This is a genomic window from Acidovorax sp. Leaf160 (assembly GCF_001424265.1).
Lineage (GTDB): Bacteria > Pseudomonadota > Gammaproteobacteria > Burkholderiales > Burkholderiaceae_C > Paracidovorax.
In genome coordinates this window covers 112898-137819 of record NZ_LMOV01000029.1, presented here as the reverse complement: position 1 = coordinate 137819, position 24922 = coordinate 112898, and the positions used below count along the sequence as shown (strand labels likewise).

The 24922-nt window shown below is 66.3% G+C and carries 31 protein-coding genes and 1 tRNA gene; 23 read left to right on the top strand and 9 right to left on the bottom strand.

Annotated elements, in window-relative coordinates:
* Positions 1–115: 115 nt before the first annotated feature.
* The 19 genes from rplN to ASF94_RS20205 all read left to right on the top strand — a co-directional run bounded on the left by rplN (position 116) and on the right by ASF94_RS20205 (position 10632).
* Positions 116–484, top strand: a complete 369-nt coding sequence (gene rplN, locus ASF94_RS20295; protein ID WP_056670966.1) for a 50S ribosomal protein L14 — start codon at positions 116–118, stop codon at positions 482–484.
* A 9-nt stretch (positions 485–493) separates the two neighbouring features.
* The gene (gene rplX / locus ASF94_RS20290) at positions 494–814 is read left to right on the top strand and encodes a 50S ribosomal protein L24 (protein ID WP_056670963.1); all 321 of its coding nucleotides are present in this window, start codon (positions 494–496) and stop codon (positions 812–814) included.
* 9 nt (positions 815–823) lie between these two features.
* Positions 824–1363, top strand: a complete 540-nt coding sequence (gene rplE, locus ASF94_RS20285; protein ID WP_056670959.1) for a 50S ribosomal protein L5 — start codon at positions 824–826, stop codon at positions 1361–1363.
* Between the two features lie 8 nt (positions 1364–1371).
* Positions 1372–1677 carry a 30S ribosomal protein S14 gene (rpsN, locus tag ASF94_RS20280; protein WP_056670956.1) on the top strand — a complete coding sequence of 102 codons (306 nt, stop codon included), beginning with the start codon at positions 1372–1374 and terminating at the stop codon, positions 1675–1677.
* A gap of 20 nt (positions 1678–1697) precedes the next feature.
* On the top strand, positions 1698–2093 hold the full coding sequence (gene rpsH / locus ASF94_RS20275; protein WP_056670953.1) for a 30S ribosomal protein S8: 396 nt from the start codon (positions 1698–1700) through the stop codon (positions 2091–2093).
* A gap of 24 nt (positions 2094–2117) precedes the next feature.
* On the top strand, positions 2118–2651 hold the full coding sequence (gene rplF, locus ASF94_RS20270) for a 50S ribosomal protein L6 (RefSeq protein WP_056670950.1): 534 nt from the start codon (positions 2118–2120) through the stop codon (positions 2649–2651).
* 11 nt (positions 2652–2662) lie between these two features.
* Positions 2663–3028 carry a 50S ribosomal protein L18 gene (gene rplR, locus ASF94_RS20265; RefSeq protein ID WP_056670948.1) on the top strand — a complete coding sequence of 122 codons (366 nt, stop codon included), beginning with the start codon at positions 2663–2665 and terminating at the stop codon, positions 3026–3028.
* A 17-nt stretch (positions 3029–3045) separates the two neighbouring features.
* On the top strand, positions 3046–3564 hold the full coding sequence (rpsE, locus tag ASF94_RS20260; RefSeq protein WP_056670944.1) for a 30S ribosomal protein S5: 519 nt from the start codon (positions 3046–3048) through the stop codon (positions 3562–3564).
* Between the two features lie 12 nt (positions 3565–3576).
* The gene (rpmD, locus tag ASF94_RS20255) at positions 3577–3759 is read left to right on the top strand and encodes a 50S ribosomal protein L30 (protein ID WP_056670941.1); all 183 of its coding nucleotides are present in this window, start codon (positions 3577–3579) and stop codon (positions 3757–3759) included.
* Positions 3760–3769: 10 nt separating this feature from the next.
* Positions 3770–4201, top strand: a complete 432-nt coding sequence (gene rplO / locus ASF94_RS20250; protein ID WP_056671147.1) for a 50S ribosomal protein L15 — start codon at positions 3770–3772, stop codon at positions 4199–4201.
* Between the two features lie 23 nt (positions 4202–4224).
* Positions 4225–5544: a preprotein translocase subunit SecY gene (gene secY / locus ASF94_RS20245; RefSeq protein WP_056670938.1), complete on the top strand. Its 1320-nt coding sequence runs from the start codon at positions 4225–4227 to the stop codon at positions 5542–5544.
* 146 nt (positions 5545–5690) lie between these two features.
* Complete coding sequence (gene rpmJ, locus ASF94_RS20240; protein WP_005793651.1) at positions 5691–5804, top strand: 50S ribosomal protein L36; 114 nt, start codon at positions 5691–5693, stop codon at positions 5802–5804.
* A 23-nt stretch (positions 5805–5827) separates the two neighbouring features.
* Positions 5828–6193, top strand: a complete 366-nt coding sequence (gene rpsM, locus ASF94_RS20235; RefSeq protein ID WP_056670935.1) for a 30S ribosomal protein S13 — start codon at positions 5828–5830, stop codon at positions 6191–6193.
* Positions 6194–6209: 16 nt separating this feature from the next.
* Positions 6210–6614 (top strand): 30S ribosomal protein S11, encoded by a 405-nt coding sequence (gene rpsK / locus ASF94_RS20230; RefSeq protein WP_011793799.1) that lies wholly within the window; start codon positions 6210–6212, stop codon positions 6612–6614.
* A 90-nt stretch (positions 6615–6704) separates the two neighbouring features.
* Positions 6705–7328, top strand: coding sequence for a 30S ribosomal protein S4 (rpsD, locus tag ASF94_RS20225; protein ID WP_056670930.1), 624 nt, complete (start codon positions 6705–6707; stop codon positions 7326–7328).
* Between the two features lie 114 nt (positions 7329–7442).
* Positions 7443–8435, top strand: a complete 993-nt coding sequence (gene rpoA, locus ASF94_RS20220; protein ID WP_005793666.1) for a DNA-directed RNA polymerase subunit alpha — start codon at positions 7443–7445, stop codon at positions 8433–8435.
* Between the two features lie 93 nt (positions 8436–8528).
* Positions 8529–8927, top strand: coding sequence for a 50S ribosomal protein L17 (gene rplQ, locus ASF94_RS20215; RefSeq protein WP_056670928.1), 399 nt, complete (start codon positions 8529–8531; stop codon positions 8925–8927).
* An 18-nt stretch (positions 8928–8945) separates the two neighbouring features.
* Positions 8946–9022: transfer RNA gene (locus tag ASF94_RS20210), tRNA-Met, on the top strand.
* A gap of 344 nt (positions 9023–9366) precedes the next feature.
* Positions 9367–10632 carry an Hsp70 family protein gene (locus tag ASF94_RS20205; protein ID WP_056670925.1) on the top strand — a complete coding sequence of 422 codons (1266 nt, stop codon included), beginning with the start codon at positions 9367–9369 and terminating at the stop codon, positions 10630–10632.
* Between the two features lie 190 nt (positions 10633–10822).
* Here ASF94_RS20205 and rsmI read toward each other — a convergent pair whose 3' ends face one another.
* On the bottom strand, positions 10823–11767 hold the full coding sequence (rsmI, locus tag ASF94_RS20200; RefSeq protein ID WP_056670922.1) for a 16S rRNA (cytidine(1402)-2'-O)-methyltransferase: 945 nt from the start codon (positions 11765–11767) through the stop codon (positions 10823–10825).
* On the opposite strand from rsmI, the gene ASF94_RS20195 reads away from it, so the two are divergent.
* The 3 genes from ASF94_RS20195 (at position 11767) to ASF94_RS20185 (ending at position 13817) form a co-directional block, all read left to right on the top strand.
* Entirely contained in the window at positions 11767–12210 is a 444-nt protein-coding gene (locus ASF94_RS20195; protein WP_056670918.1) for a YraN family protein, read from the top strand. The genes rsmI and ASF94_RS20195 overlap by 1 nt on opposite strands.
* 231 nt (positions 12211–12441) lie before the next feature.
* On the top strand, positions 12442–13038 hold the full coding sequence (locus ASF94_RS20190) for an SIS domain-containing protein (protein ID WP_056670915.1): 597 nt from the start codon (positions 12442–12444) through the stop codon (positions 13036–13038).
* Positions 13035–13817 carry a BON domain-containing protein gene (locus ASF94_RS20185; protein WP_082493453.1) on the top strand — a complete coding sequence of 261 codons (783 nt, stop codon included), beginning with the start codon at positions 13035–13037 and terminating at the stop codon, positions 13815–13817. The genes ASF94_RS20190 and ASF94_RS20185 overlap by 4 nt, the downstream gene beginning before the upstream one ends.
* A 63-nt stretch (positions 13818–13880) precedes the next feature.
* Here the strand turns inward: ASF94_RS20185 and ASF94_RS20180 are convergent, their stop codons facing one another.
* The 4 genes from ASF94_RS20180 to ASF94_RS20165 form a co-directional block, all read right to left on the bottom strand.
* A complete protein-coding gene (locus ASF94_RS20180) occupies positions 13881–14819 on the bottom strand; it encodes an NAD(P)-dependent oxidoreductase (RefSeq protein WP_056670913.1) in 939 nt (312 codons plus the stop codon).
* A 128-nt stretch (positions 14820–14947) separates the two neighbouring features.
* Complete coding sequence (locus ASF94_RS20175; protein ID WP_056670910.1) at positions 14948–16084, bottom strand: PilT/PilU family type 4a pilus ATPase; 1137 nt, start codon at positions 16082–16084, stop codon at positions 14948–14950.
* Positions 16085–16109: 25 nt separating this feature from the next.
* Positions 16110–16742: a cyclic nucleotide-binding domain-containing protein gene (locus ASF94_RS20170; RefSeq protein ID WP_056670905.1), complete on the bottom strand. Its 633-nt coding sequence runs from the start codon at positions 16740–16742 to the stop codon at positions 16110–16112.
* A gap of 68 nt (positions 16743–16810) precedes the next feature.
* Positions 16811–17854: a type IV pilus twitching motility protein PilT gene (locus ASF94_RS20165; RefSeq protein ID WP_056670902.1), complete on the bottom strand. Its 1044-nt coding sequence runs from the start codon at positions 17852–17854 to the stop codon at positions 16811–16813.
* A 72-nt stretch (positions 17855–17926) separates the two neighbouring features.
* On the opposite strand from ASF94_RS20165, the gene ASF94_RS20160 reads away from it, so the two are divergent.
* Positions 17927–18661: a YggS family pyridoxal phosphate-dependent enzyme gene (locus ASF94_RS20160; protein WP_056670899.1), complete on the top strand. Its 735-nt coding sequence runs from the start codon at positions 17927–17929 to the stop codon at positions 18659–18661.
* A gap of 144 nt (positions 18662–18805) precedes the next feature.
* On the opposite strand, the gene ltaE is transcribed toward ASF94_RS20160, so the two are convergent.
* The 4 genes from ltaE to ASF94_RS20140 all read right to left on the bottom strand — a co-directional run bounded on the left by ltaE (position 18806) and on the right by ASF94_RS20140 (position 24812).
* A complete protein-coding gene (ltaE, locus tag ASF94_RS20155; RefSeq protein WP_056670896.1) occupies positions 18806–19870 on the bottom strand; it encodes a low-specificity L-threonine aldolase in 1065 nt (354 codons plus the stop codon).
* A 146-nt stretch (positions 19871–20016) separates the two neighbouring features.
* Entirely contained in the window at positions 20017–21420 is a 1404-nt protein-coding gene (locus ASF94_RS20150; protein ID WP_369818685.1) for an efflux transporter outer membrane subunit, read from the bottom strand.
* Between the two features lie 127 nt (positions 21421–21547).
* Positions 21548–23560, bottom strand: a complete 2013-nt coding sequence (locus ASF94_RS20145) for a MacB family efflux pump subunit (RefSeq protein WP_056670893.1) — start codon at positions 23558–23560, stop codon at positions 21548–21550.
* Between the two features lie 40 nt (positions 23561–23600).
* On the bottom strand, positions 23601–24812 hold the full coding sequence (locus ASF94_RS20140) for an efflux RND transporter periplasmic adaptor subunit (RefSeq protein WP_056670888.1): 1212 nt from the start codon (positions 24810–24812) through the stop codon (positions 23601–23603).
* Positions 24813–24922: the final 110 nt, after the last annotated feature.

Sequence of the window (24922 nt, the reverse complement as noted above, 5' to 3'; positions counted from 1 at the left end):
GTGCTGCAAATGGTTTGCGGCATGGACGACGGGCCCAAGACTGACTGGCTGATTTCAGCCCTTGAGAAGTTCTCTGGGGCTGTCGCTTTTGCTGGTGCAAGTTGGGAATATTGAAATGATCCAGACAGAAACTCGGTTAGACGTCGCCGATAACACCGGCGCGAAGTCCGTCCTGTGCATCAAGGTGCTGGGTGGCTCGAAGCGTCGCTACGCTAGCGTGGGCGACATCATCAAGGTGAGCGTCAAGGAAGCTGCTCCCCGCGGCCGCGTCAAAAAGGGCGAGGTCTATAGCGCGGTGGTGGTGCGCACGGCGAAGGGCATTCGCCGCGGCGACGGCTCGCTCGTCAAATTCGATGGCAACGCTGCGGTGTTGCTGAATGCAAAGCTGGAGCCCATCGGCACCCGCATCTTCGGGCCCGTGACGCGTGAACTGCGTACCGAGAAGTTCATGAAGATCGTGTCCCTGGCTCCTGAAGTTCTCTAAGGACTCGCGATGAACAAGATTCGCAAGGGCGATGAAGTGATCGTGCTCACCGGGCGCGACAAGGGCAAGCGCGGCACTGTGACGCTGCGCCACGATGACTCGCATGTGGTCATCGACGGCATCAACACGGTCAAGAAGCACGTCAAGCCGAACCCCATGAAGGGCTCGACCGGCGGCATCGTGGAAAAGTCCATGCCGATCCACCAATCGAACGTGGCCATCTTCAATGCGGCCACCGGCAAGGCCGATCGCGTTGGCGTAAAGGTGCAGGCGGATGGTTCGCGCGTTCGCGTGTTCAAGTCCAGCGGCGCTGAAATCAAGGCGGCGTAAGGAGTCAACATGGCACGACTGCAACAACAATACCGCGACAAGATCGCTCCCGAACTGGTCAAGCAGTTCGGCTACACGTCGACGATGGAAGTTCCTCGCCTGACGAAGATCACGCTGAACATGGGCGTGAGCGAAGCTGTGTCGGACAAGAAGGTCATGGACAACGCCGTGGCCGACCTGACCAAGATCGCCGGCCAGAAGCCCGTGGTCACCAAGGCCAAGAAGGCTATCGCCGGTTTCAAGATCCGCGAAGGCCAGGCCATCGGTTGCATGGTCACGCTGCGTGGCGTTCAGATGTATGAATTCCTGGACCGTTTCGTGACCGTGGCTCTGCCCCGCGTCCGTGACTTCCGTGGTATTTCCGGCCGCGCCTTCGATGGCCGTGGCAACTACAACATCGGCGTCAAAGAGCAGATCATCTTCCCTGAGATCGAGTACGACAAGGTTGACGCCTTGCGCGGTCTCAACATCAGCATCACCACGACGGCCAAGACCGACGAAGAAGCCAAGGCGCTTCTCGCTGGCTTCCGTTTCCCGTTCAAGAACTGAGGCGGCGTATGGCTAAAGTAGCTTTGATCCAGCGCGAACTGAAGCGCGAAAAACTGGCCGCCAAGTACGCTGCCAAGTACACGGAGCTGAAGGCTATCGCTGGCGATGCCAAGCGTAGCGACGAAGAGCGTGATGCAGCCCGCCTGGGCCTGCAGAAGCTCCCACGCAATGCGAACCCCACGCGTCAGCGCAACCGTTGCGAAATCACCGGCCGTCCACGTGGCACGTTCCGCCAGTTCGGTCTGGCTCGCGCGAAGATTCGTGAACTGGCTTTTGCCGGCGACATCCCTGGTGTCACCAAGGCCAGCTGGTAAGCAGGCAGGAGAGATACAACATGAGCATGAGTGATCCCATCGCTGACTTGCTGACCCGCATCCGTAACGCGCAGATGGTCTCCAAGGCCACCGTGCTGGTGCCTTCTTCCAAGGTGAAGATTGCCATCGCACAAGTGCTGAAGGACGAAGGTTATATCGACGGCTTCGAAGTGAAGACCGAAGGCAACAAGTCCGAACTTGAAATCGCACTGAAGTACTACGCCGGTCGTCCGGTGATCGAGCGCATCGAGCGCGTGAGCCGTCCCGGCCTGCGCGTGTACAAGGGTCGCGACTCCATCCCACAGGTCATGAACGGCCTGGGCGTTGCCATCGTCACGACCCCGCAAGGCGTGATGACTGATCGCAAGGCGCGCGCTGTCGGTGTCGGCGGCGAAGTGCTTTGCTACGTCGCTTAACCGTGGCATCGAGGAGAAACTGAAATGTCCCGCGTAGGAAAAATGCCGGTGACCATCCCCGCTGGCGTGGATGTGTCCATCAATGGCGACCAGATCAACGTGAAGGGCTCGGGCGGCACGCTGTCGCTTACCCAGAACGCCTTGGTCAAGGTCACCAACAACGACGGCAAGCTCGCTTTCGAGCCTGCCAATGAATCGCGTGAAGCCAACGCCATGAGCGGCACCATCCGTCAGCTGGTGAACAACATGGTGGTGGGCGTGAGCAAGGGCTTCGAGAAGAAGCTGAGCCTGATCGGCGTGGGTTACAAGGCGGCGGCTTCCGGCGCCAAGCTGAACCTGAACGTCGGCTACTCGCACCCCGTGAACTTCGAGATGCCTGCTGGCATCACCGTCGCTACCCCCACCCCGACCGAAATCGTGGTGAAGGGCGCCGACCGCCAGCGCGTCGGCCAATTGGCTGCTGAGATCCGTGCCGTTCGTCCTCCCGAGCCCTACAAGGGCAAGGGCATCCGCTATGCGGACGAAAAAGTCACGATCAAAGAGACCAAGAAGAAATAAGGAGCTGCAACATGTTGACCAAGAAAGAGCAGCGTCTTCGTCGTGCCCGCCAGACCCGCATCCGCATTGCCCAGCAAGGCATCGCGCGTCTGACCGTGAACCGTACGAACCTCCACATCTACGCCACTGTGATCTCCGGCGACGGCACCAAGGTGCTGGCCAGCGCTTCCACGGCCGAAGCCGACGTGCGCAAGGAACTGGGTGGCTCGGGCAAGGGTGGCAATGCCGCCGCAGCCCAGGCCATCGGCAAGCGCATCGCTGAAAAGGCGAAGGCTGCCGGCGTCGAGAAGGTTGCATTCGATCGTGCAGGCTTTGCCTACCACGGCCGCGTCAAGGCTCTGGCCGACGCCGCACGTGAAGCCGGCCTGCAGTTCTAAGCGGAGCGATACACAAAATGGCTAAATTTCAACCCAAAGTGCAGACCGAAGGCCAAGACGACGGAATGCGCGAGAAGATGATCGCGGTCAACCGCGTGACCAAAGTCGTGAAGGGCGGCCGTATCCTCGGCTTCGCTGCACTGACGGTGGTCGGCGACGGTGACGGCCGCGTGGGCATGGGCAAGGGCAAGTCGAAGGAAGTGCCAGCTGCCGTGCAAAAGGCGATGGAAGAGTGCCGTCGCAACCTGGTGAAGGTTTCGCTCAAGAGCGGCTCCATCCACCACTCGGTGAAGGGCCACCACGGCGCTGCATCGGTGGAACTGCACCCAGCTCCCAAGGGTACCGGCATCATTGCTGGCGGCCCCATGCGCGCTGTGTTCGAAGTGGTGGGCATCACCGACATCGTGGCCAAGAGCCATGGTTCGTCGAACCCCTACAACATGGTCCGTGCGACCTTTGATGCGCTCATCAAGTCGACCACTCCTTCGGACGTGGCAGCCAAGCGCGGCAAAACGGTCGAAGACATCTTCGCCTGATAGGAAGCTGGAATGACTACCCAACAAACCGTCAAGATTCAACTGGTGCGCAGCCCTATCGGCACCAAGGAATCGCACCGTGCCACCGTGCGCGGCCTGGGCCTGCGCAAGCTGAACAGCATCAGCGAACTGCAGGACAGCCCCGAAGTGCGCGGCATGATTAACAAGATCAGCTATCTGGTCAAGGTCCTCTGAGAGGTTGATGATGGAACTCAATAGCATCAAGCCCGCAGCTGGAGCCAAGCACGCCAAGCGCCGCGTCGGCCGTGGTATCGGCTCCGGTCTGGGCAAGACCGCCGGCCGCGGTCACAAGGGTCAGAAGTCGCGTTCGGGTGGCTACCACAAGGTGGGCTTCGAAGGCGGTCAAATGCCTCTGCAGCGCCGTCTGCCCAAGCGTGGTTTCAAGTCGCACCTGCTGAAGTTCAATGCAGAAGTGACGCTGACCGCTCTGGAACAGCTCGGCCTGGCCGAAGTCGACCTGCTGGCGCTCAAGAGCGCCGGCCTGGTGGGCCAACGCGCCAAGGTCGTCAAGGTGATCAACACCGGTTCCCTGACGAAGGCTGTGAAGCTGACGGGCATCGGCGCGACCGCCGCTGCCAAGACGGCGATCGAAGCCTCCGGCGGCAGCCTGGCCTGATTCGGTTCTGAAGGAAGGCACCCGTGGCTACGAACGCAGCTCAAATTGCGAAAACCGGTAAGTTCGGCGACCTGCGTCGCCGGCTGGTTTTTCTGCTGCTGGCGTTGGTCGTGTATCGCATTGGCGCGCACATCCCAGTGCCCGGCATCGATCCGGCGCAGCTGCAGCAGCTTTTCAGTGGCCAGCAAGGCGGCATCCTGAATCTGTTCAACATGTTCTCGGGTGGGGCGCTCTCGCGCTTCACGGTCTTCGCTCTGGGGATCATGCCGTACATCTCGGCATCGATCATCATGCAGCTGATGACCTACGTCATTCCGACGTTCGAGCAGTTGAAGAAGGAAGGCGAGTCGGGTCGCAGGAAGATCACGCAGTACACCCGCTACGGCACGCTGGGCCTGGCGATCTTCCAGTCGCTCGGCATCGCCGTGGCGCTGGAAAGCTCGGCCGGTCTCGTGCTGTCGCCAGGCTTCGGCTTCCGCCTGACGGCGGTGGTGAGCCTGACGGCCGGCACCATGTTCCTCATGTGGCTGGGCGAGCAGATCACCGAACGCGGTCTGGGCAACGGCATCTCGATCCTGATCTTCGCGGGCATTGCCGCAGGTCTGCCAAGCTCGATTGGCGGTCTGCTGGAGCTGGTGCGTACCGGTGCGATGAGCATCCTGGCAGCCATCTTCATCGTGATCGTGGTCGGTCTGGTGACATACTTCGTGGTGTTCGTGGAGCGTGGACAGCGCAAGATCCTGGTGAACTATGCGCGGCGTCAGGTCGGCAACAAGGTGTACGGCGGTCAGTCGTCGCATCTGCCGCTGAAGCTGAACATGGCCGGTGTGATTCCGCCGATCTTCGCGTCGTCGATCATTCTGCTGCCCGCTACGGTGGTGAACTGGTTCAGCGCAGGCGAGTCGATGCGTTGGCTGCGTGACATCTCGAGCGCACTGACCCCCGGGCAACCGGTGTACGTGATGTTCTACGCCGCGGCCATCGTGTTCTTCTGCTTCTTCTACACGGCCCTCGTGTTCAACAGCCGCGAGACCGCCGACAACCTGAAGAAGAGTGGCGCGTTCATCCCCGGGATCCGTCCTGGTGAACAGACCGCCCGCTACATCGACAAGATTCTGGTTCGCCTCACGCTGGCGGGCGCCGTGTACATCACGTTCGTCTGCCTGCTGCCGGAGTTCCTGATCCTGAAATACAACGTTCCGTTCTATTTCGGTGGCACGTCGCTCCTGATCATTGTGGTGGTGACCATGGACTTCATGGCCCAGGTCCAGAACTACATGATGTCGCAGCAGTACGAATCGCTCCTCAAAAAGGCGAACTTCAAAGCGACGCCCGGAACGTAAGTCTGGGGTGTTTCAGAGAACTGCGCTATAGTCGCGGGTTCGCCTGAACTCAAGTTACGGTTATTGATGCCTTCGATCATCGCGGGCGCAAAATTTTTGTGTTCCGCGCTGTGGCCGGGACGAATGGCAAGTTTTAGGAGAATGAAATGAGAGTTTCGGCTTCGGTCAAGAAAATCTGCCGCAACTGCAAGATCATCCGCCGCAAGGGTGTGGTGCGCGTGATCTGCACGGATCTGCGTCACAAGCAGCGCCAAGGTTGACTGGAAAGTATTAGAGGACGCACATGGCACGTATCGCTGGCATCAACATTCCGCCGCATCAGCATGCTGAAATCGGCTTGACCGCCATTTTTGGCATCGGTCGCACCCGTGCTCGCAAGATCTGCGAAGCATGCGACATCGCTTACTCCAAGAAGATCAAGGATCTGACGGACGGCGACCTGGAAAAAATTCGCGATCAGATCGCTCAGTTCACGATCGAAGGCGACCTGCGTCGCGAAACGACGATGAACATCAAGCGCCTGATGGACATCGGCTGCTATCGCGGCTTCCGCCATCGTCGCGGCCTGCCGATGCGCGGCCAGCGCACGCGTACCAACGCCCGCACCCGCAAGGGTCCGCGCAAGGGCGCAGCGGCACTCAAGAAGTAAAGACTGAGAGATCAACATGGCCAAGTCTCCTGCCAATAACGCTGCACAGCGTGTTCGCAAAAAGGTTCGCAAGAACGTGTCGGACGGCATTGCCCACGTGCATGCTTCGTTCAACAACACCATCATCACGATCACCGATCGCCAGGGCAACGCACTGTCCTGGGCTTCCTCCGGTGGCCAAGGCTTCAAGGGCTCGCGCAAGTCGACGCCTTTCGCAGCCCAGGTGGCATCGGAAGTCGCCGGTCGCGCCGCGATCGAACAGGGCATCAAGAACCTCGACGTCGAGATCAAGGGCCCCGGTCCAGGTCGCGAATCGTCGGTTCGCGCTCTGGGCGCGCTGGGTATCCGCATCACGTCCATCTCCGACGTGACGCCGGTTCCCCACAACGGCTGCCGCCCTCAAAAGCGTCGTCGTATCTAACCTTTTTCTCTGAAGCCCACCGCCACCGTCAGCCTAGCGCTGCGGTGGCTCCCGCAATGCTGTTGCGGAAGATGACACAAGGAAGCTCAAGTGGCACGTTACCTCGGCCCCAAGGCCAAACTCTCCCGCCGTGAAGGCACCGACCTGTTCCTGAAGAGCGCACGCCGCTCCATCGCGGACAAGTCGAAGTTCGACTCCAAGCCAGGCCAGCACGGCCGCACTTCGGGTCAGCGTACCTCCGACTACGGTCTGCAGCTGCGCGAAAAGCAGAAGGTCAAGCGCATGTACGGCGTGCTGGAAAAGCAATTCCGCCGCTACTTCGAGGCTGCTGACCGCCGCAAGGGCAACACCGGCGCCAACCTGCTGTCGCTGCTGGAATCCCGCCTGGACAACGTCGTGTACCGCATGGGCTTCGGCTCCACGCGCGCCGAAGCACGCCAGCTGGTGTCGCACAAGGCGATCACCGTGAACGGCCAGTCGGTCAACATCGCGTCGTACCTGGTCAAGACCGGCGACGTCGTGGCCGTGCGCGAAAAGTCCAAGAAGCAGAACCGCATCGTCGAAGCCCTGCAACTGGCACAGCAAGTGGGCCTGCCCGCCTGGGTGGAAGTCAATGCCGACAAGGCAGAGGGCGTCTTCAAGAAGGTGCCAGATCGTGACGAATTCGGCGCCGACATCAACGAATCGCTGATCGTTGAGTTGTACTCGCGTTAATCCGCACTGATCTCCGATTTCGAGAAATCCGTTCCTGAACCGCGAGGCATCGCGGTTTAGGCGCTTCACAGCCTTACCGGTGTAACGAGCTGGGGGTATTGAGAGGAAGTTTGCATGCAAACCAATTTGCTGAAGCCCAAGGCAATCAATGTCGAGCAGCTTGGCCACAATCGCGCCAAGGTCGCACTGGAGCCGTTCGAACGGGGCTACGGCCACACGTTGGGTAACGCCATCCGCCGTGTGCTGCTGTCGTCCATGGTGGGTTACGCAGCAACTGAGGTCACGATTGCAGGTGTGCTGCATGAGTACTCGTCGATCGACGGCGTTCAAGAAGACGTGGTCAACATCCTTCTGAACCTCAAGGGCGTGGTGTTCAAGCTCCACAACCGTGACGAAGTGACCCTGAGCCTGCGCAAGGACGGCGAAGGCGTCGTGACCGCACGCGACATCCAGACGCCGCACGATGTCGAGATCGTCAACCCGGACCACGTGATCGCTAACCTGTCCGCCGGTGGCAAGCTCGACATGCAGATCAAGGTCGAGAAGGGTCGCGGCTACGTGCCCGGCAACCTGCGCCGCTATGCCGACGAATCGACCAAGTCGATCGGCCGCATCGTGCTGGACGCCTCGTTCTCGCCCGTGAAGCGCGTGAGCTACACGGTCGAAAGCGCCCGTGTCGAGCAGCGCACCGACCTGGACAAGCTGGTGGTCGAGATCGAAACCAACGGTGCCATCACTGCAGAAGACGCAGTTCGCGCCTCGGCCAAGATTCTCGTCGAGCAACTGGCGGTGTTCGCGCAGCTGGAAGGTGGCGAACTGGCGGCCTTCGATGCGCCGGCCGGTCCACGCGGCAATGCGACGTTCGATCCGATCCTGCTGCGTCCCGTGGACGAACTGGAACTGACCGTGCGTTCGGCCAACTGCCTGAAGGCCGAAAACATCTACTACATCGGCGACCTGATCCAGCGTACCGAAAACGAGCTGCTCAAGACCCCCAACCTGGGTCGCAAGTCGCTCAACGAGATCAAGGAAGTCCTGGCTTCGCGCGGCTTGACGCTGGGCATGAAGCTGGAAAACTGGCCACCAGCCGGTTTGGACAAGCGTTAAGTTATAATTTTGGGCTCTTTCAAGTAAAGAGCAGTGCACCGGGCAGTACCTGATACGGCTGCCCGTTTTAATTACAGACAAGGAAACAGCACCATGCGTCACGGACACGGCCTTCGCAAACTCAATCGCACTTCTTCGCACCGCCTGGCGATGCTGCAGAACATGATGAACTCGCTCATCGAGCACGAGGCCATCAAGACCACGCTCCCCAAGGCCAAGGAACTGCGCCGCGTGATCGAGCCCATGATCACCCTGGCCAAGGAAGACACCCTGGCCAATCGCCGTCTGGCTTTCAACCGCCTGCGCGACCGTGACAGCGTGACCAAGCTGTTCAACGACCTGGGCCCCCGTTTCAAGGCACGTCCAGGCGGCTACACCCGTATTCTGAAGATGGGCTTTCGCGTGGGCGACAACGCGCCTATGGCTTTCGTCGAGCTGGTGGAGCGTTCTGCACAAGAAAATGCAGATTCTTCCGCAGAAGCCGCAAAGTAAGCTATAATTCAATCTTGCCGCGCGATGGAGCAGTCTGGTAGCTCGTTGGGCTCATAACCCAAAGGTCGGAGGTTCAAATCCTTCTCGCGCAACCAACACCGGTAGTTCGCTACCACGACAAAACGCCCACTCTTCAGTGGGCGTTTTTGTTTTTGCCGGCTGGTTGAGTGGCTGGCCCCCGATGAGATCTGCGTTGGCCGGTCCATGAGCCTCGCTGGCGCAGAGGCTCTGCGGGGCCGCAGATCCGGTGGAGGTGGCTGCCATCGGCGGCTCGGCCAGCGCACGGGATGCTGATGCAGCGTGTTGCCAAGCCCTGCCGCAACGACCGGCAACTCGCGACTCGTGGCGCGTGCCGGCGCATGGCCGCGGGTCTGGCCTGACACCGCAGCTGCAGCGTCGCCGGACCGCATCCGTTCACCTGATCATTTTCCCGTTTTCCATGGCGATTCTTCCCGGCTCCATCCTTGGCATCGATTTCGGCACGTCGAATTCCGCAGCCTCGCTGCGCACCGCAAATTCCGCAGCCGCGCGGCTGATCCCGCTGGACGCCCAGGGCACCACCATCATGCCCACGGCGCTGTTCTTCAACACGGAGGACCGCAGCACGCATTACGGCCGCGACGCGATGCAACAGTACCTGGAAGGTTTCGAGGGGCGCCTGATGCGCTCCCTCAAGAGCCTGCTGGGCAGCACGCTGCTGCAAGACAAGACCTCCGTGCATGACGGGCTGGTCAGCTACCAGGACATCATTGCGATGTTCATGCGCCACATCGCCGTCCAGGTGCGCGGCGCACTGCATGGCGACATGCCGGAACGCGTGGTGCTCGGCCGTCCGGTGCATTTCGTCGACGACGACCCGGCGCGCGACCAGCAGGCGGAAGAAGCCCTGGGCCGGGCGGCAGCCGATGCCGGCTTCACCAACATCGCGTTCCAGTTCGAACCCATCGCAGCCGCGCTCGACTACGAGCAGCGCATGGCGCGCGAGGCACTGGTGCTGGTGGTGGACATTGGCGGGGGAACGTCCGACTTCACCGTGGTGCGGCTCGGGCCGGACCGGCGCGGTGCGGCCGATCGCAGCAGCGACGTGCTGGCCACCACGGGCGTGCACATCGGTGGCACCGACTTCGACCGGCGCCTCAATCTGGAGCAGGTCATGGGACACCTGGGCTTTCGCCACATCGGGCCGCGTGGCCGTGAGGTGCCCAGCCGGGTGTTCTTCGATTTGTCCACCTGGCACCTGATCCAGTGGCAGTACGCCCAGAAGTCGGTGAGGGAAGCCCAGCAGCTGCGCTCCGACTACGCCGACCCGCAACGGCACGACCGGCTGATGACGGTGCTGAACGAGCGCTGGGGCCACCGCCTGGCCAACGCGGTGGAGCAGGCCAAGATCGGCGCCTCGCGGTCGCACGATACGGCCACCATCGCACTGGACTGGCTCGAACCAGCGCTCACGGCGGAGGTCACGCCGGACGACCTGGCCCGCCATCTGGACGGCGCGCTGCGGCAGGTGACGGACTGTGCGGCAGCCTGCGTGCAAGCCGCCGGGTTGCGGCAGCAGGACATCGGCGCCATCTATCTCACTGGCGGGTCTTCGGCCCTGCGCCCATTGCGTCACGTACTGGCGCAGGCATTTCCCGACGTGCCGCAGGTCGAAGGCGACTTGTTCGGCGGCGTGGCGTCCGGCCTGGCTTACAGCCGAGGCTGAAGGCGGCGCGCCGTGGCGGCACGGGGGTGTGCCGGACGGTGTGCGTCGAAGAATGCGATGGAAAAAAGCAGCAGGCTACCGGGGGTAGGACCGGTACTTGCGTGTGAACGAGGACGGAGATGCTGCGCCAGCGGCCAGCGGTCAGCGGTCAGCGGCCAGCGGCCAGCCGTCAGCATCCGGTGGGCAGGCTTCAGTCGCCTTCCTCATCCGCGCTGTCCGCCTCCCGCCGCAGCTGCAGCGCCAGCTCGTAGAGCGCATTGCGCGGCTGCCCGGTCAGTTCCGCCGCGACCTTCACGGCCGTCTTGAGCGGCAATTCGGGAAGCAGCAGCTGCAGTACCCGCCGGCCCTCGGCGTCGTCATCCGGGGCCGCCGCCTGCAAGGGATGCAGCAGCACCACGAATTCTCCGCGCGCACGTTGGGGGTTGCCGCCCAGCCATTCGGTCAGCGCCTGGGCCGGATGGGTGGTGATCTCTTCGAACTGTTTGGTGAGTTCGCGCGCCAGCGTGACCGGTCTGTCGCCCAGCACGGCCAGTGCCCGGCCCAGCTCCTCGATCCGGTGCGGTGCTTCCAACAGCACCACGCAGCGCGATTCCAGCGCCAGCGCCTGCACGGCGGCCGCCCGCTCCGCGCCCCGGGTCGGCAAGAAACCCGCGAACAAGAATCCGGCAGCGCCCGGGCCGTGGGCCACCGCGCCCGCAGCGCTCAGTGCCGTCGTCACGCTGCTGGCCCCGGGCAAGGGCAGGCAGCGCAGGCCGGCGGCAGCCACGGTGTGGGCGAGGCGGGCACCGGGGTCGCTCACGCCCGGCGTGCCGGCGTCGCTGACGTAAGCCACGCGCTGGCCCGCGCGCAGCCGTTCCACGACCGCTTTGGCCGCTTCGGACTCGTTGTGCTGATGCACTGCCAGCAACTGGGCGCCGCCCTTGTCGATGCCGTAGGCGCGCAGCAGCGACTGCGTGTGCCGGGTGTCCTCGCAGGCGATGGTGTCGGCCAGCTGCAGCATATGCAGCGCGCGCAGCGTGATGTCGGCCAGGTTGCCGATGGGGGTGGCCACGACATACAGCGTGCCCTGCGGATAATGCTGGCTCGCCGCCGCATCGCGCGCGGCACTCAGGGCTGAAGCGAAAGAGGCGCTCAATGGGATTCCTTGGCAAGAACTTCGGCAGGGGAGCGGACCGGGCCGCCACGGCGGACGAGCCGGCGAAGAAGGCGGCGCGCACCACGCGAGATCAGGGCAACGCAGCGGAAGACCGCGCGCTGGCGCATCTGCGGGCCGCCGGGCTGACATTGGTGGAACGCAATTATCGGACGCCGGGCCGCGGCGGCGGCGAAATCGACCTCGTCATGCGCGAGCGCGACGGCACTCTGGTGTTCGTCGAGGTCCGCAGCCGCGCCGGCCGGGGCTTCGGGGGCGCGGGCGGCAGCATTGGCCACATCAAGCAGCAGCGCATCGTGCTCGCTGCGCGCCATTACCTCATGCGCTGGCCAGCACCTCCCGCCTGTCGCTTCGACGCGGTGCTGCTCGAAGGTGCGGCGGGTGCACCGATCGAATGGCTGCGCGGCGCCTTCGACGCGGACTGAACCGGGCGCGCCGAGCGCGTGCGTGCAGTCATGCAGTCATGCAGTCATGCAGGCACGGCAACCCGGGCGCATGCACCCGGTGCGTGGGTTCCGCGCAGGTCCCGGCGCCAGCGCAACCCTTTGCTACAAAATTCCAAGCAGGCGAGCCGGGTTTTTCGGCGTCTGGCGACGTGGTTGGGGTGAAATGGTCGCCCCGACCGCCCCCACGCGCTTGGGTATCATCCACGCCCCATGCTCGAGCAACGCATCCAACAGCACTTCATCGACAGCGCCGACCTGAAATACCAGGCCGCCCAGGCGCTCAGCCACCCCATCGGCTCCGCCATCCAGGCCATCCTCGCCTGCGTGACCAGCGGCGCCAAGGTGCTGGCCTGCGGCAGCGGGCCCTCCGCCGCCGATGCCCAGCTGTTCGCCGCACTGTGCGTGGGCGGCTTCGAGCGCGAGCGGCCCGAACTGGCCGCACTCGCGCTGGTGCCCGGCAACACCTGGATGGGCGCCGGATCGGATGAGCCCGACTCCGCCGCCCTCGCGCGGCAGGTGCGCGCGCTCGGCCAGGCCGGCGACGTGCTGGTGGCGCTTTCCGTCAGCGGTGAAGACGCCGTGGTGCTGGAGGCGGTGCAGGCCGCCCATGAACGCGACATGACGGTGGTGGCGCTCTGCGGCCGCACCGGCGGCACCCTGGCGGCGGTGCTGCGCGAAACGGACGTGCAGATCGCCGTGCCCCACGACCGCGCCGCCCGGGTGCGCGAGGTGCACGCCCTGGTGCTGCACTGCCTTTGCGACGGGGTGGACGCCCAGTTACTTGGTGAACAGGAGATACCGCTATGAATTTCAAGACCTTCCGCCGCACGACCTGCGTGCTCTGCGCCACCGCCGCGGTGGCGGCCGGCCTGTCGGCCTGCGCGCCCATCCTCATCGGTGGCGGCGCTGTCGTGGGCGCAATGGTGGCCACGGACCGGCGCACCACTGGCGCACAGGTGGAGGACGAAGGCATCGAGCTGCGCACCGCCAACCGTATCCGCGACACCATGGGCGACCGCGTGCACGTCAATGTGACCAGCTTCAATCGCCAGGTGCTGCTCACCGGCGAAGCCCCGCGCGCCGAAGACCGCCAGCGGGTCGAACAGATCGCGCTGGGCGTGGAGAACGTGCGTTCGGTGGTGAACGAACTGGGCATCGGCGCCCCCTCGTCGCTCACGCAGCGCTCCAACGACACCTTCATCACCGGCAAGGTCCGCGCCAGCCTGGTGGATGCCAAAGACCTGGTGGCCAACGCCTTCAAGGTGGTGACCGAGCGGGAAATCGTCTACCTGATGGGCCGCGTCACCCAGCGCGAAGCCACCCGTGCCACCGACATCGCGCGCGGCGTGAACGGCGTGCGCAAGGTGGTGCGCGTGTTCGAGATCGTGTCGGAGGAAGAGCTGGCCCGTGCGGCGGTGAGGGCTCAGCAGCAGCCCGCACCGGTGGTGCAGGACCCGGCCGCTGCCAGCTATCCGCCCGCCAGCGTTGCGCCAGCGGGCGGCAGCGTGCAGTCCGCACCGCTTGCACCCCTGCCCGCGACGCAGCCGGCGCCTGCCACGGGCGTCGTCACCCAGCCGGTACGCTGACGCCGGCAGGGCCGGCAGGCCGCCGGCGGTCCGCCGCGGCCCCTGGCGCCTGGTCAGGCCTTGTCAGGCCTTCTTGCTCGCCCGGTTCACCCCCAGCCGGGTGATGAGGCTGGACGTGTCCCAGCGCGCGCCGCCCGACTGCTGCACGTCGGCGTAGAACTGGTCCACCAGGGCGGTGACCGGCAAGCGGGCGCCGTTGCGGTGGGCCTCGTCGAGCACCAGGCCCAGATCCTTGCGCATCCAGTCCACGGCGAAGCCGAAGTCGAAGCGGCCTTCCACCATGGTCTTGCCGCGGTTGTCCATCTGCCAGCTCTGGGCGGCGCCCTTGCCGATCACGTCGAGCACCAGCGGCATGTCCAGCCCGGCGTGCTGGCCGAAGGCCACGGCTTCCGACAGCCCCTGCACCAGGCCCGCGATGCAGATCTGGTTGACCATCTTGGCCAACTGGCCGGCGCCGCTATCGCCGATGCGGGTGAAGGCGCGCGAGAACGCCATCGCCGTGGGGCGCACCGCGTCGAATGCCGCTGCGTCGCCGCCGCACATCACCGTCAGCTGGCCGTTCTGCGCGCCGGCCTGGCCGCCCGAAACCGGTGCGTCGATGAACTGCAGGCCCAGCGTGCGGGCCGCGCCGTACAGCTCGCGCGCCACCTCGGCCGAGGCCGTGGTGTGGTCCACGAAGATGGCGCCCGGCTGCATGCCGGCGAAGGCGCCATCGGCACCCAGCACCACGGAGCGCAGGTCGTCGTCGTTGCCCACGCAGCAGAAAACGATCTCTGCGCCCTGGGCCGCCGCGCGGGGCGTTTCGGCATGTTTCACGGCACCGGCGGCCGCGAATTCGTCGCTCCATGCGATGGATTTGCTGGCGGTGCGGTTGTAGACGGTGACGTCGTGGCCGGCCAGCGCCAGATGGCCGGCCATGGGATAGCCCATGACACCCAGGCCGAGAAAGGCGACCTTGCGGGAAGGGGTTGCGTCGTAGTTGCGGGGGTTGGTGCTTGGCATAGAAGAAGGGTTCTAGCAGAAAGGCCGGTGCGGGGCCAGCCATGGATACCGGCGGGCCCCTGCGCAGCAGGGGGCACGGCCCCCGAGAAGGGCTTGGCGGACCAGGCTCCGATCCGCCTGCGCGGCCGTCACACGATGGCGAAGTGCTCCGTGCCCGATGCCAGGTCGCCCGAGCGGGCGCGCTGGCTGCCCAGCTTGATCTGCAGGCGCAGATCGTTGACCGAATCGGCGTTGCGCAGCGCGTCTTCGTAGGTGATGACGTTGGCCTCGAACAGATCGAACAGCGACTGGTCGAAGGTCTGCATGCCCAGGTTGCGGCTCTTTTTCATGATCTCCTTGATCTCGGCGACCTCGCCCTTGAAGATCAGATCGGCGATCAGCGGCGTGTTGAGCATCACCTCGACCGCAGCGGCGCGGCCCTTGCCGTCCTGCTTGGGAATCAGCCGCTGGGAGATCATGCCGCGCAGGTTGAGCGACAGGTCCATCAGCAACTGCGTGCGGCGTTCCTCGGGGAAGAAGTTGATGATGCGGTCCAGCGCCTGGTTGGCGCTGTTGGCATGCAGTGTCGCCAGGCAGAGGTGGCCGGTCTCGGAGAACGCCACCGCGTGCTCCATGGTCTCGCGGTCGCGGATCTCGCCCATCAGGATGACGTCGGGCGCCTGGCGCAGCGTGTTCTTCAGGGCCGCTTCCCAGCTGTCGGTGTCCAGCCCCACTTCGCGCTGCGTCACCACGCAGTTCTTGTGGGGGTGGACGAACTCGATCGGGTCTTCCACCGTGATGATGTGGCCGAAGGAGTTCTCGTTGCGCCAGTCCACCATCGCAGCCAGCGTGGTGGACTTGCCCGAACCCGTTGCGCCCACCAGGATGCACAGGCCGCGCTTGGCCAGCGCCACCTCCTTGAGCACCTGCGGCACGCCCAGCCCGTCGATGGTGGGCAGGGTCAGCGGGATGGTCCGCATCACCATGCCCACGCGCCCTTGCTGGATGAACGCATTCACCCGGAAGCGGCCGATGCCCGCGGGCGATATGGCGAAGTTGCATTCCTTGGTGCGCTCGAAGTCCGCCACCTGCTTGTCGCTCATCACCGAGCGTGCCAGCGTCAGCGTGTGGGCGGGCGTCAGCGGCTGGGGCGACACCTTCGTCACCTTGCCATCGACCTTGATGGCAGGCGGAAACTCCGCCGTGATGAACAGGTCGCTGCCACCGCGGCTCACCATCAGCTTGAGCAGGTCGCTGATGAATTTACTGGCCTGATCGCGCTCCATCAGAAGGCTCCTCGGCGGGCGGCGATCATTTCTGGCCTTCGCTCAGGCGCGCGCTCACCACGCGCAGGCGCTGCGAGAGCTTGCGCGCCAGCAGGGCCACCAGGCTCGCGGCCAGCTGCGGATCCTTGCTCATCATCTCGTCCATGGCCTCGGCGCTCAGCACGGCGATCTCGCAGTCGGTGAGCGTGGTGCACGAGGAAAAGCGGATGCCGCTGTCCAGCAGCGACATCTCGCCCAGGATGTCCCCGGGCCGGGTCTCGGCCAGGCGCAGGTGCTCGCCCCAGGGCTGGGTGCGGTCCACGGCGATGGTGCCGGTCAGCAGCACCACCATGAAGTTGCCGTACTCTTCCTGGCGGATCACGTCGCGCGACGCGGGAATGGCCGCGAACTGGAAGAAGCGCTCCATGCGCTCCACGGCGTCCTTGTCCAGGTGCGCCATGTACTTGTCCTTCGACCAGAGCGCCTGCAGCAGCTTGCCGCCCCGGCTGGCGGGCAGCCGCTTGGCGCCGACCTCGACCGCGCGCGCCTCCCACGGCACCAGCATGGCGCTGTCCACGCCCTGGCCGGCGAAGGCGGTGGTGAAGAACACCGAATCGGCGTGTTCTTCCGCGCCCTTGGCGCGCGACTTGGACTTCAGAAGTCCGAGGATGCCTTTCATGGGAATGCTCCGTGTGCGGGCTGGCCGCTGAAATCTTGGGGGGTGGGCGCGGGGTGGGGCGCGAAGCGTCAGCCGGGGAAGTTGTCCGGAATCTTGGCCTTGCTGCGCGCTTCGGCCGGGCTGATGACGTTGCGCCGCACCAGGTCGGTCAGGTTCTGGTCCAGCGTCTGCATGCCCACGCTGTTGCTGGTCTGGATGGTGGAATACATCTGCGCCACCTTGGCCTCGCGGATCAGGTTGCGGATGGCGCTGGTGCCCAGCATGATCTCGTGCGCCGCCACGCGGCCCGAACCGTCCTTGGTCTTGCAGAGCGTCTGCGAGATCACGGCCTGCAGCGATTCGGACAGCATGGCGCGCACCATTTCCTTTTCCTCGGCGGGGAACACGTCGATGATCCGGTCGATGGTCTTGGCGGCGCTGGAGGTGTGCAGCGTGCCGAACACCAGGTGGCCCGTTTCCGCCGCGGTCATGGCCAGGCGGATGGTTTCCAGATCGCGCATTTCGCCCACCAGGATGGCGTCCGGGTCCTCGCGCAGGGCGGACTTGAGCGCCGCCGCGAACGAGAGCGTCATCGGCCCCACTTCGCGCTGGTTGATCAGGCACTTCTTCGATTCGTGCACGAATTCGATCGGGTCTTCCACCGTCAGGATGTGCCCGTACTCGCTCTCGTTCAGGTAGTTGACCATGGCCGCCAGCGTGGTGGACTTGCCCGAGCCGGTCGGCCCCGTCACCAGCACCAGGCCGCGCGGCTTCAGCGCCAGGTCGGCGAAGATCTTGGGGGCGTTCAGCTGCTCCAGCGTGAGGATCTTGCTGGGGATGGTCCGGAACACGGCGGCGGCGCCGCGGTTCTGGTTGAAGGCGTTGACGCGAAACCGCGCCAGGCCCTCGATCTCGAACGAGAAGTCGACCTCGAGGAACTCTTCATACGCCTTGCGCTGCGCGTCGCTCATGATGTCGTACACCATGGCATGCACCGTCTTGTGGTCGAGTGCATCGACGTTGATGCGGCGCACGTCGCCGTGCACCCGGATCATGGGTGGCAGGCCGGCCGAGAGATGCAGGTCGGATGCCTTGTTCTTCACGCTGAAGGCGAGCAGCTGGGTGATGTCCACGGGATTCCCTCGGTCGTATGGATACGGTCGTCTGTGCGCCGGATGCCTTTTGGTACCCTTGGCCTGAACATTATGACGACGATTGGTAACAAGCTTCAACAAGTGCGTGCCCGCATCGACGCGGCCTGCGCGCAGGCCGGGCGCAGCGCGGGCGACGTGTCGCTGCTGGCCGTCTCCAAGACCTTCGGGCCGGAGGCCGTGCGCGATGCCGCGCTGGCCGGCCAGACCGCCTTCGGCGAGAACTACGTGCAGGAAGCGGTGGAGAAGATCGCGCTGGTCGCCGCGATGGGTCTGCCGCAGCCGCTGCAATGGCATTGCATCGGCCCCCTGCAGAGCAACAAGACGCGGCTGGTGGCCGCGCACTTCGACTGGGTGCACACGGTGGACCGGCTGAAGATCGCCGAGCGCCTGTCGGAGCAGCGGCCGGGCGACCGGGCGCCGTTGCAGGTCTGCATCCAGGTCAACGTGGATGGCGGGCCCACCAAGGCCGGCGTGGCCACGGACGAGGCCGTGGCCCTGGCACGCGCGGTGGCCCAGCTGCCCCGCCTGACGCTGCGGGGCGTGATGGCCATTCCCGATGCGCTGGAGGGCTTCGAGGCGCAACGCGCCGTGCATGAACGCGCCCGCAGCGTCTGGTCTCAGGTGCACGCCGCCCTGGCCAGCGACGGGGTGCCCGGCTGGGAACGGGTGGACACCCTTTCGCTCGGCATGACCGGCGACCTGGAGGCCGCGGTGCACGCCGGCAGCACGATGGTGCGCGTCGGCAGCGGCATCTTCGGGGGCCGGCACTATCCGCCCGCCGGCTGAGGCGGCCGGCTTCAACACAAAAATGGCCTCCGGCGCTTGCTGTATCAGCGCATGTTGCTATAAAAATAATAGCAATCGCCTGGGGCGCGCCTGGCTTGGCCTGCGACCCGGCGCACCGCCATGCCTCCAGGCACGGCGGCCCCCTCAGCCCTTGAACTTCTGCACGCAGTCCAGCGCCTCGGCCACCTGCTGCGGCGTGACGTCCAGGTGCGTCACCCAGCGCAGGCGGGTCTGTCCGGCGTAGAGGCCGCTGGTCACGCGCACGCCGTGGCGCGCCAGCCAGTCGGTGAAGGCCGGAGCCACGTCGGCGTGCAGGTCGGTGAAGAGGATGTTGGTGTTCGCCGAGGCCACGCCCAGCCGGCCGGCCAGCACCGGGTGGCTGCGGCCCGCCTCGGCCAGGCCTTCCGCCAGCTGGCGCAGCAGGGCATGGTCATCGGCCAGCCGGCGCACGTGGTGCTCCAGCGCGTGCTGGCCGGCAGCGGCCAGCACGCCGGCCTGGCGCATGCCGCCGCCCAGCATCTTGCGCGTGCGCCGTGCCCGGGCGATGAAGTCCCGGCTGCCCAGCAGCAGCGAGCCCACCGGCGCGCCCAGTCCCTTGCTGAGGCAGAGCGACACCGAATCGAAATGCGCGGCCAGCGCCCGGGCTTCGTCGTACACGTCGGTGCCGTTCGCCTCGGCGTTGGCGGCGGCGGCGTTGAAAAGGCGCGCGCCGTCCAGGTGCATGGCCAGCTGGCGCGAACGGGCCAGCTCAGCCACCTGCGCGACGTAGGGTGTGGGCAGCACCCGGCCACCGGTGGTGTTCTCCAGCACCACCAGCCGGGTGCGCGCGAAGTGCGGGTCGTCCGGCTTGATGGCGGCGGCGATGTCGGCCAGGGCCAGCGTGCCGTCGGCCTGGTTTTCCACCGGCTGCGGCTGGATCGAACCGAGCACCGCCATGCCGCCGCCTTCCCAGCGGTAGGTGTGCCAGCTCTGGCCGACGATGGCCTCGTCGCCGCGCTGGCAGTGGCCCATCAGGGCGATCAGGTTGGTTTGCGTGCCGGTGGGCGCGAAGAGCGCGGCCTCGAAGCCCAGCAGCGCGGCGGCATGTTCCTGCAGGCCGTTGACGGATGGGTCGTCGCCGAACACGTCGTCGCCCAGCGGCGCGGCGAGCATGGCCGCGCGCATGGCGGGAGTGGGCTGGGTGACGGTATCGCTGCGAAAGTCGGGCATGGGATGCGGGGCGGCGGGGCCCAGGAAGCGGACAAGCCCTGCATCCTACGGTGCCGGCTGGCGTCCCCGGCGGTTCGGCATGCCGCGTGGCGGCATGGGCGGCATGGGCGGCACGGAGGGCATGGGCGCCGCGCGAGCCGCCGCGGTCAGCTGCCGCCCAGTGCCTGGTAGAGCGTCGCGTGGTTGGTCAGGCGCTGCAGCCGGTTGTCCGACAGCGCGATCTCGGCCGAGCGGCGCTTTTCCTGCGCATCCAGCCAGGGCCGCAGCGCCACCGCACCGGCGCGGTAACGCACCTCGTAGAGCTGCTCGGCCCGGCGCGCGTCGGCCAGCGACTGGGTCAGCTGCGCGCCTTGTTCGGCCAGCTGGCGGCGTGCCGACAGGGCGTTGTCCACATCGACGAAGGCTTGGTAGAGCGTCTGGCGGAAGCCCACCACCGCCTGTTCGTAGTCGGCGCGGGCGATGTCGGTGGAGAGCTGCATCTCCGTGCGGTTCAGGAACGGCAGCACCAGCCCGGCGCCCAGCGTGGCGATGGGGTTGGCCAGCAGGTTGCCCAGCGCGCTGCTGGAGCCGCCCAGCGCGCCCGTGAGCGACAGGCGCGGGTAGTACGACAGCCGCGTGGCGTCCGCCGTGGCCAGCGCCTCGCGCAGGCGCAGCTCGGCCGCGTGCAGGTCGGGCCGGCGCGCCAGCAGTTCGGCCGGCAGCCCGGCGGCCACTTCGGGCAGCGGGGTGTCGGGCAGCGACTGCGGCGCGCTCCAGCCCGGTGCGGCCGGGCCGGTGGCGGAGCCGTCGAACAGCAGCACCAGCGCGTTCGAGGTTTCGACGTACTGCTGCTGCAGCTGCGCGAGCGCGGCGCGCTGGCTGGACAGGCTCTGGCGCGATTCGGTCACTTCCAGCGTGGAGACGGCGCCCGCGTCGTACTGCGCCTGGACGAGCGCCACCGTGCGTTCGGCATAGCGGATGCTTTCTGCGGCCGAGGCCAGGCGCTGGTTCAGGTGGCCCAGCTGCCAGTACAGCGTGGCGGTGGTGGCGACCAGCGCCTGCGCGGCGGCCTCGCGGTCCTGCGCGGTGGCCAGGGCCTCCCAGCGGGCAGCGTCGGTCGATGCGCCCAGGCGATTCCACAGGTCGGCCTCGTAGCTCACGCCCAGCGAGGCGGAGTTCGAGCGGCTGGTGCCGCCGCCCTCCAGCGGGCGGCTGGCGCCGCTGCTCACACTGCCGCTGAAGCTGGGCCGGTTCTCGGTCAGCCGGGCCTGCAGCTGCGCGCGCCGCACGCGGATCGCCGCCGCAGCCAGGTCGTTGTTGCGGGCCAGTGCCGCATCCACCAGCTCGCTCAGCACCGGGTCGTCGAACGCCTTCCACCAGTGGCCGGTCACGGCGGCGGCCTCGCGCGCCGGCGCGGTCGATACGCCGTCGCCGGCATGGCGCCACTGCGCGGGCACCACGGTGGCCGGCGCTTCGTAGGGGGTGCGCAGGGTCGAGCAGCCAGCCAGGGCCAGCGCCAGGGCCAGCGCGGCGGGTGTGCGCAGGCGTTCAGGAATTCTCATCAAGGACATGCTGCTTACTCAGTGCGTCCGCAACGCTGCGGGAAGGGGTTGACTGGAGGATGGGTCGAGGCGGCGCACCATGCGCAAGCCCACGTCCGCTCCGGCCGAGGCGGCGGGAGGAAACAGGGCGCGGCGCCTACTCACGCGCCAGTGCCTCCACCGGGTCGAGCCGCGCGGCGCTGCGGGCCGGCAGGAAGCCGAACACCACGCCGATCATCGTGGCGCAGACGAAGGCCGCCACCATCGAGCCGTGCGAATACACCATCCGGAAGTCGCTGCTGGCCCGCGCGAAGATCTGGCCGAAGCCCAGCGCCAGCAGGATGCCCAGCACCCCGCCGATCAGGCACACCAGCACGGCCTCGATCAGGAACTGCTGCTGGATGTCGCTCTGCCGCGCGCCCACGGCCATGCGCACGCCGATCTCGCGAGTGCGCTCGGTCACGCTGACCAGCATGATGTTCATCACGCCGATGCCGCCCACGATCAGCGAGATCACGGCGATGGAGCTGATGAGCAGCGTCATCGTCTGCGTGGTGGCCTCGATGGTCTGGCGGATGCTGTCGGTGTTCAGCACGTAGAAGTCCTTGCGGCCGTGGCGTTGCTCCAGCAGCTGGTTGATGCCCTGCTCGGCCGCGCTGGTGGAGGCGTCGTCGCGCACCCGCACCGTGATGCTGCGCAGGTAGTCCTGGTTGACGATGCGGCTCATGGCGGTGGTGTAGGGCACGAACACGTTCAGCGCCTCGGTGTTGCCGAAGGCCGATTCGCTCTTGGCCGCCACGCCGATCACGCGCACCGGGATGCTGCCCAGCAGGATCACCTCGCCCACCGGGTCGGGCGTGTTGGGGAACAGGGTCTTGCGGGTGTTGTCGTCGATCACCGCCACCTGCTCGCGCCGCGCCACGTTGCCGGCATCGAACTCGGTGCCCTGTGCCACCGTCACGCCCTTGACGCGGAAGTACTGCTCGCCCGCGCCCACCACCGTCATGGAGGCCTCGATGTTGCGGTAGCGGCCGGTGACCGCGTTCTGCAGCGTGGGCGTGACGCTGTCCACATAGCCCTGCCGGGCCAGCGCCGCCGCGTCGGCCGGCACCAGCGTGCGCACCCGGGCCGAGCGCGTGTCGCCGAAGCCGCTGCCGGAGAACACCTCGATGGTGTTGGTGCCGATGGAGCTGATGTTCTTCAGCACCTGCTGGCGCGAGCCCTCGCCCAGCGCCACCACCGCCACCACCGAGGCGATGCCGATGATGATGCCGAGCATGGTGAGGAAGGTGCGCAGCCGGTGCGCGTTCATCGCCAGCAGCGCCATCTGGAAGGCGGAGGCGAAACGGTCGCGCAGCGCGCCGATGCCGTTGCGCGCGGCCGGGCGGGCCGGCGGCGCGGGTGCGGCGGCACGGGCGGGCACGCCGGCCATGCGGGCCGTGGGCCGGTCGCCGATGATTTCGCCGTCGCGGATCTCGATGATGCGTTCGGCATGCTCGGCCACCGCCATGTCGTGCGTCACGATGATGATGGTGTGGCCTTCGGCATGCAGCTCCTGCAGGATCTTCATCACCTCTTCGCCGCTGGCGGTGTCGAGCGCGCCGGTGGGCTCGTCGGCCAGGATGACGCTGCCGCCGTTCATCAGCGCCCGGGCGATGGAGACGCGCTGCTGCTGCCCGCCCGACAGCTGCCCGGGCCGGTGGCCGGTGCGCTCGGCCAGGCCCAGCCGCCCCAGCAAGGCGGCCGCGCGGTCATGGCGCGCCCCCGGCAGCGTGCCGGCATAGATGGCCGGCACCTCCACGTTGCCGCGCGCCGTGAGGTCGCCCAGCAGGTGGTAGCGCTGGAAGATGAAGCCGAAGTATTCGCGCCGCAGCGCGGCCAGCTCGTCCGGACCCAGCTGGCCGGTGGCGCGGCCGGCCACGCGGTAGCTGCCGGAGGTGGGCCGGTCCAGGCAGCCCAGGATGTTCATCAGCGTGGACTTGCCTGAGCCCGACTGGCCGACGATGGCGACCATCTCGCCCGCCCGGATGGCGAGGTCGATGTCCTTGAGCACGGCGATGGTGCCCTCGCCGGCGGGGAACTCGCGGCGCAGGTCGCGCAGCTCCAGCAGCGGCGCGTCGGGGGCGCCCTGGCGGTCGGCGGGCGCAAGTGGATGGGGGGCCTGGTTCATGGCGATGCGGTCGATGGGCGTTCTCGGCACGGGGCTGCGATCACATGCGCATCGGCGGGCGGCGGCCGCCGGGCTGGGCGCCGGCAGCCGGCGCGGCGGCTTCGCCCAGCACCACCTTGTCGCCTTCGGCCAGGCCTTCGGTGATCTCGGCGCTCACGTTGTTGTTGATGCCCACCTTCACCGGGCGGGGCTGCGGGTTGCCCTGGGCGTCCAGCACACGCACGCTGGCGCCGCCGGCCCCGCGCCGGCTCAGTGCCGAGGAGGGGATCACGATCGCACCCTTGGCTTCTGCGCGCACGATGGACACCTGCGCCGTCATCGAGATGCGCAGCTTGTTCTCGGGGTTGGGCACGTCGAAGAGGCCGTTGTAGTAGATGGCCGTGGTCGAGCTGGAGCTGGAGCTGCTGCTGTTGGACGACGTCGTCTCGGTCAGGATGGCGTCGGTCGCGGGCTCGACGGTGCGCAGCACGGCGTTGTAGCGCCGGTCCGGTTCGCCCAGGATGGTGAAGTACACCGGCAGCCCGGGCTTCACCTTGACCACGTCGGCCTCGGAGATCTGCGTCTTGACCGTCACCTGGTCGAGCTGCGCCACCTTGATGATGGTGGGCGTGGTCTGGTTCGCGTTCACCGTCTGGCCCTGCTGCACCACCAGCGCCACCACCACGCCGTCGATGGGCGAGACAATCTTCGTGTAGCCGAGGTTGACCTTGGCCGTGTCGGCGGTGACGGCCGCCTGCTTGATCTGCGCCTGCAGCGCGGCGATGTTGGCGCGCGTGGTGTTACGGGTGGCTTCGGCCGCCTCGAGCTCGGCGCGCGAGCCCGCCTCCGCATCGAACAGCTGCTTCTGGCGCTTGTACTTCAGCTCGGCCTCGACCAGCGACGCCTGCTGCGCGGCGAGTTGCGCGCGCACGTTCTCCAGCGCGGCCTCGGCATTTCGGACCGTGTTCTGCTGCGTGGTGGAGTCGATCTCCGCCACCAGGTCGCCCTTCTTGACCGTCTGGCCCAGCTCCACCCGCAGCGCCTTCACCTGGCCCGACACCTGCGCGCCCACGCTTACCTGCTTGAAGGCCTGGATGGTGCCGGTGGCGAGCACCGTGTCCTCGATGTCGCTCCGGGCGGCGGTGGTGGTCACGAAGCGGGGTGCGGGCGCCGGCTGGAAGAAGAGGCGCCAGGCACCGAAGGCGAGCGCGGCCAGCACGAGCAGGAGCAGCGCGAGGCGCCAGGGCTTGGAGATCTTGCGGGCGATGGTCATGGAGGTGTTGAGCGGGAAGATGCGGCAGACGCCGTGAGGACACGGCCACGCGAAATGAGAACCAGCCCCGAGTGTGCCAACGCTGCGCGACCCCACTGCTGCGCGGCCGT

Excerpts from the sequence above, each read along its gene's own strand:
- rpsE (WP_056670944.1), top strand. The coding sequence starts at position 3,046 with ATGGCTAAATTTCAACCCAAAGTGCAGACCGAAGGCCAAGACGACGGA.
- rplO (WP_056671147.1), top strand. The coding sequence starts at position 3,770 with ATGGAACTCAATAGCATCAAGCCCGCAGCTGGAGCCAAGCACGCCAAG.
- ASF94_RS20145 (WP_056670893.1), bottom strand. The coding sequence starts at position 23,560 with ATGAACCAGGCCCCCCATCCACTTGCGCCCGCCGACCGCCAGGGCGCC.
- ASF94_RS20170 (WP_056670905.1), bottom strand. The coding sequence starts at position 16,742 with ATGAAAGGCATCCTCGGACTTCTGAAGTCCAAGTCGCGCGCCAAGGGC.
- rplR (WP_056670948.1), top strand. The coding sequence starts at position 2,663 with ATGTTGACCAAGAAAGAGCAGCGTCTTCGTCGTGCCCGCCAGACCCGC.
- rpsH (WP_056670953.1), top strand. The coding sequence starts at position 1,698 with ATGAGCATGAGTGATCCCATCGCTGACTTGCTGACCCGCATCCGTAAC.
- ASF94_RS20190 (WP_056670915.1), top strand. The coding sequence starts at position 12,442 with ATGCTCGAGCAACGCATCCAACAGCACTTCATCGACAGCGCCGACCTG.
- rpmJ (WP_005793651.1), top strand. The coding sequence starts at position 5,691 with ATGAGAGTTTCGGCTTCGGTCAAGAAAATCTGCCGCAACTGCAAGATC.
- rplF (WP_056670950.1), top strand. The coding sequence starts at position 2,118 with ATGTCCCGCGTAGGAAAAATGCCGGTGACCATCCCCGCTGGCGTGGAT.
- ltaE (WP_056670896.1), bottom strand. The coding sequence starts at position 19,870 with ATGCCCGACTTTCGCAGCGATACCGTCACCCAGCCCACTCCCGCCATG.
- rpsM (WP_056670935.1), top strand. The coding sequence starts at position 5,828 with ATGGCACGTATCGCTGGCATCAACATTCCGCCGCATCAGCATGCTGAA.
- ASF94_RS20150 (WP_369818685.1), bottom strand. The coding sequence starts at position 21,420 with ATGTCCTTGATGAGAATTCCTGAACGCCTGCGCACACCCGCCGCGCTG.
- rpsN (WP_056670956.1), top strand. The coding sequence starts at position 1,372 with ATGGCTAAAGTAGCTTTGATCCAGCGCGAACTGAAGCGCGAAAAACTG.
- ASF94_RS20205 (WP_056670925.1), top strand. The coding sequence starts at position 9,367 with ATGGCGATTCTTCCCGGCTCCATCCTTGGCATCGATTTCGGCACGTCG.
- rplN (WP_056670966.1), top strand. The coding sequence starts at position 116 with ATGATCCAGACAGAAACTCGGTTAGACGTCGCCGATAACACCGGCGCG.
- ASF94_RS20140 (WP_056670888.1), bottom strand. The coding sequence starts at position 24,812 with ATGACCATCGCCCGCAAGATCTCCAAGCCCTGGCGCCTCGCGCTGCTC.
- ASF94_RS20175 (WP_056670910.1), bottom strand. The coding sequence starts at position 16,084 with ATGGAGCGCGATCAGGCCAGTAAATTCATCAGCGACCTGCTCAAGCTG.
- rpmD (WP_056670941.1), top strand. The coding sequence starts at position 3,577 with ATGACTACCCAACAAACCGTCAAGATTCAACTGGTGCGCAGCCCTATC.
- ASF94_RS20180 (WP_056670913.1), bottom strand. The coding sequence starts at position 14,819 with ATGCCAAGCACCAACCCCCGCAACTACGACGCAACCCCTTCCCGCAAG.
- ASF94_RS20160 (WP_056670899.1), top strand. The coding sequence starts at position 17,927 with ATGACGACGATTGGTAACAAGCTTCAACAAGTGCGTGCCCGCATCGAC.
- ASF94_RS20195 (WP_056670918.1), top strand. The coding sequence starts at position 11,767 with ATGGGATTCCTTGGCAAGAACTTCGGCAGGGGAGCGGACCGGGCCGCC.
- rpoA (WP_005793666.1), top strand. The coding sequence starts at position 7,443 with ATGCAAACCAATTTGCTGAAGCCCAAGGCAATCAATGTCGAGCAGCTT.
- rplX (WP_056670963.1), top strand. The coding sequence starts at position 494 with ATGAACAAGATTCGCAAGGGCGATGAAGTGATCGTGCTCACCGGGCGC.
- ASF94_RS20185 (WP_082493453.1), top strand. The coding sequence starts at position 13,035 with ATGAATTTCAAGACCTTCCGCCGCACGACCTGCGTGCTCTGCGCCACC.
- rpsK (WP_011793799.1), top strand. The coding sequence starts at position 6,210 with ATGGCCAAGTCTCCTGCCAATAACGCTGCACAGCGTGTTCGCAAAAAG.
- rplQ (WP_056670928.1), top strand. The coding sequence starts at position 8,529 with ATGCGTCACGGACACGGCCTTCGCAAACTCAATCGCACTTCTTCGCAC.
- rplE (WP_056670959.1), top strand. The coding sequence starts at position 824 with ATGGCACGACTGCAACAACAATACCGCGACAAGATCGCTCCCGAACTG.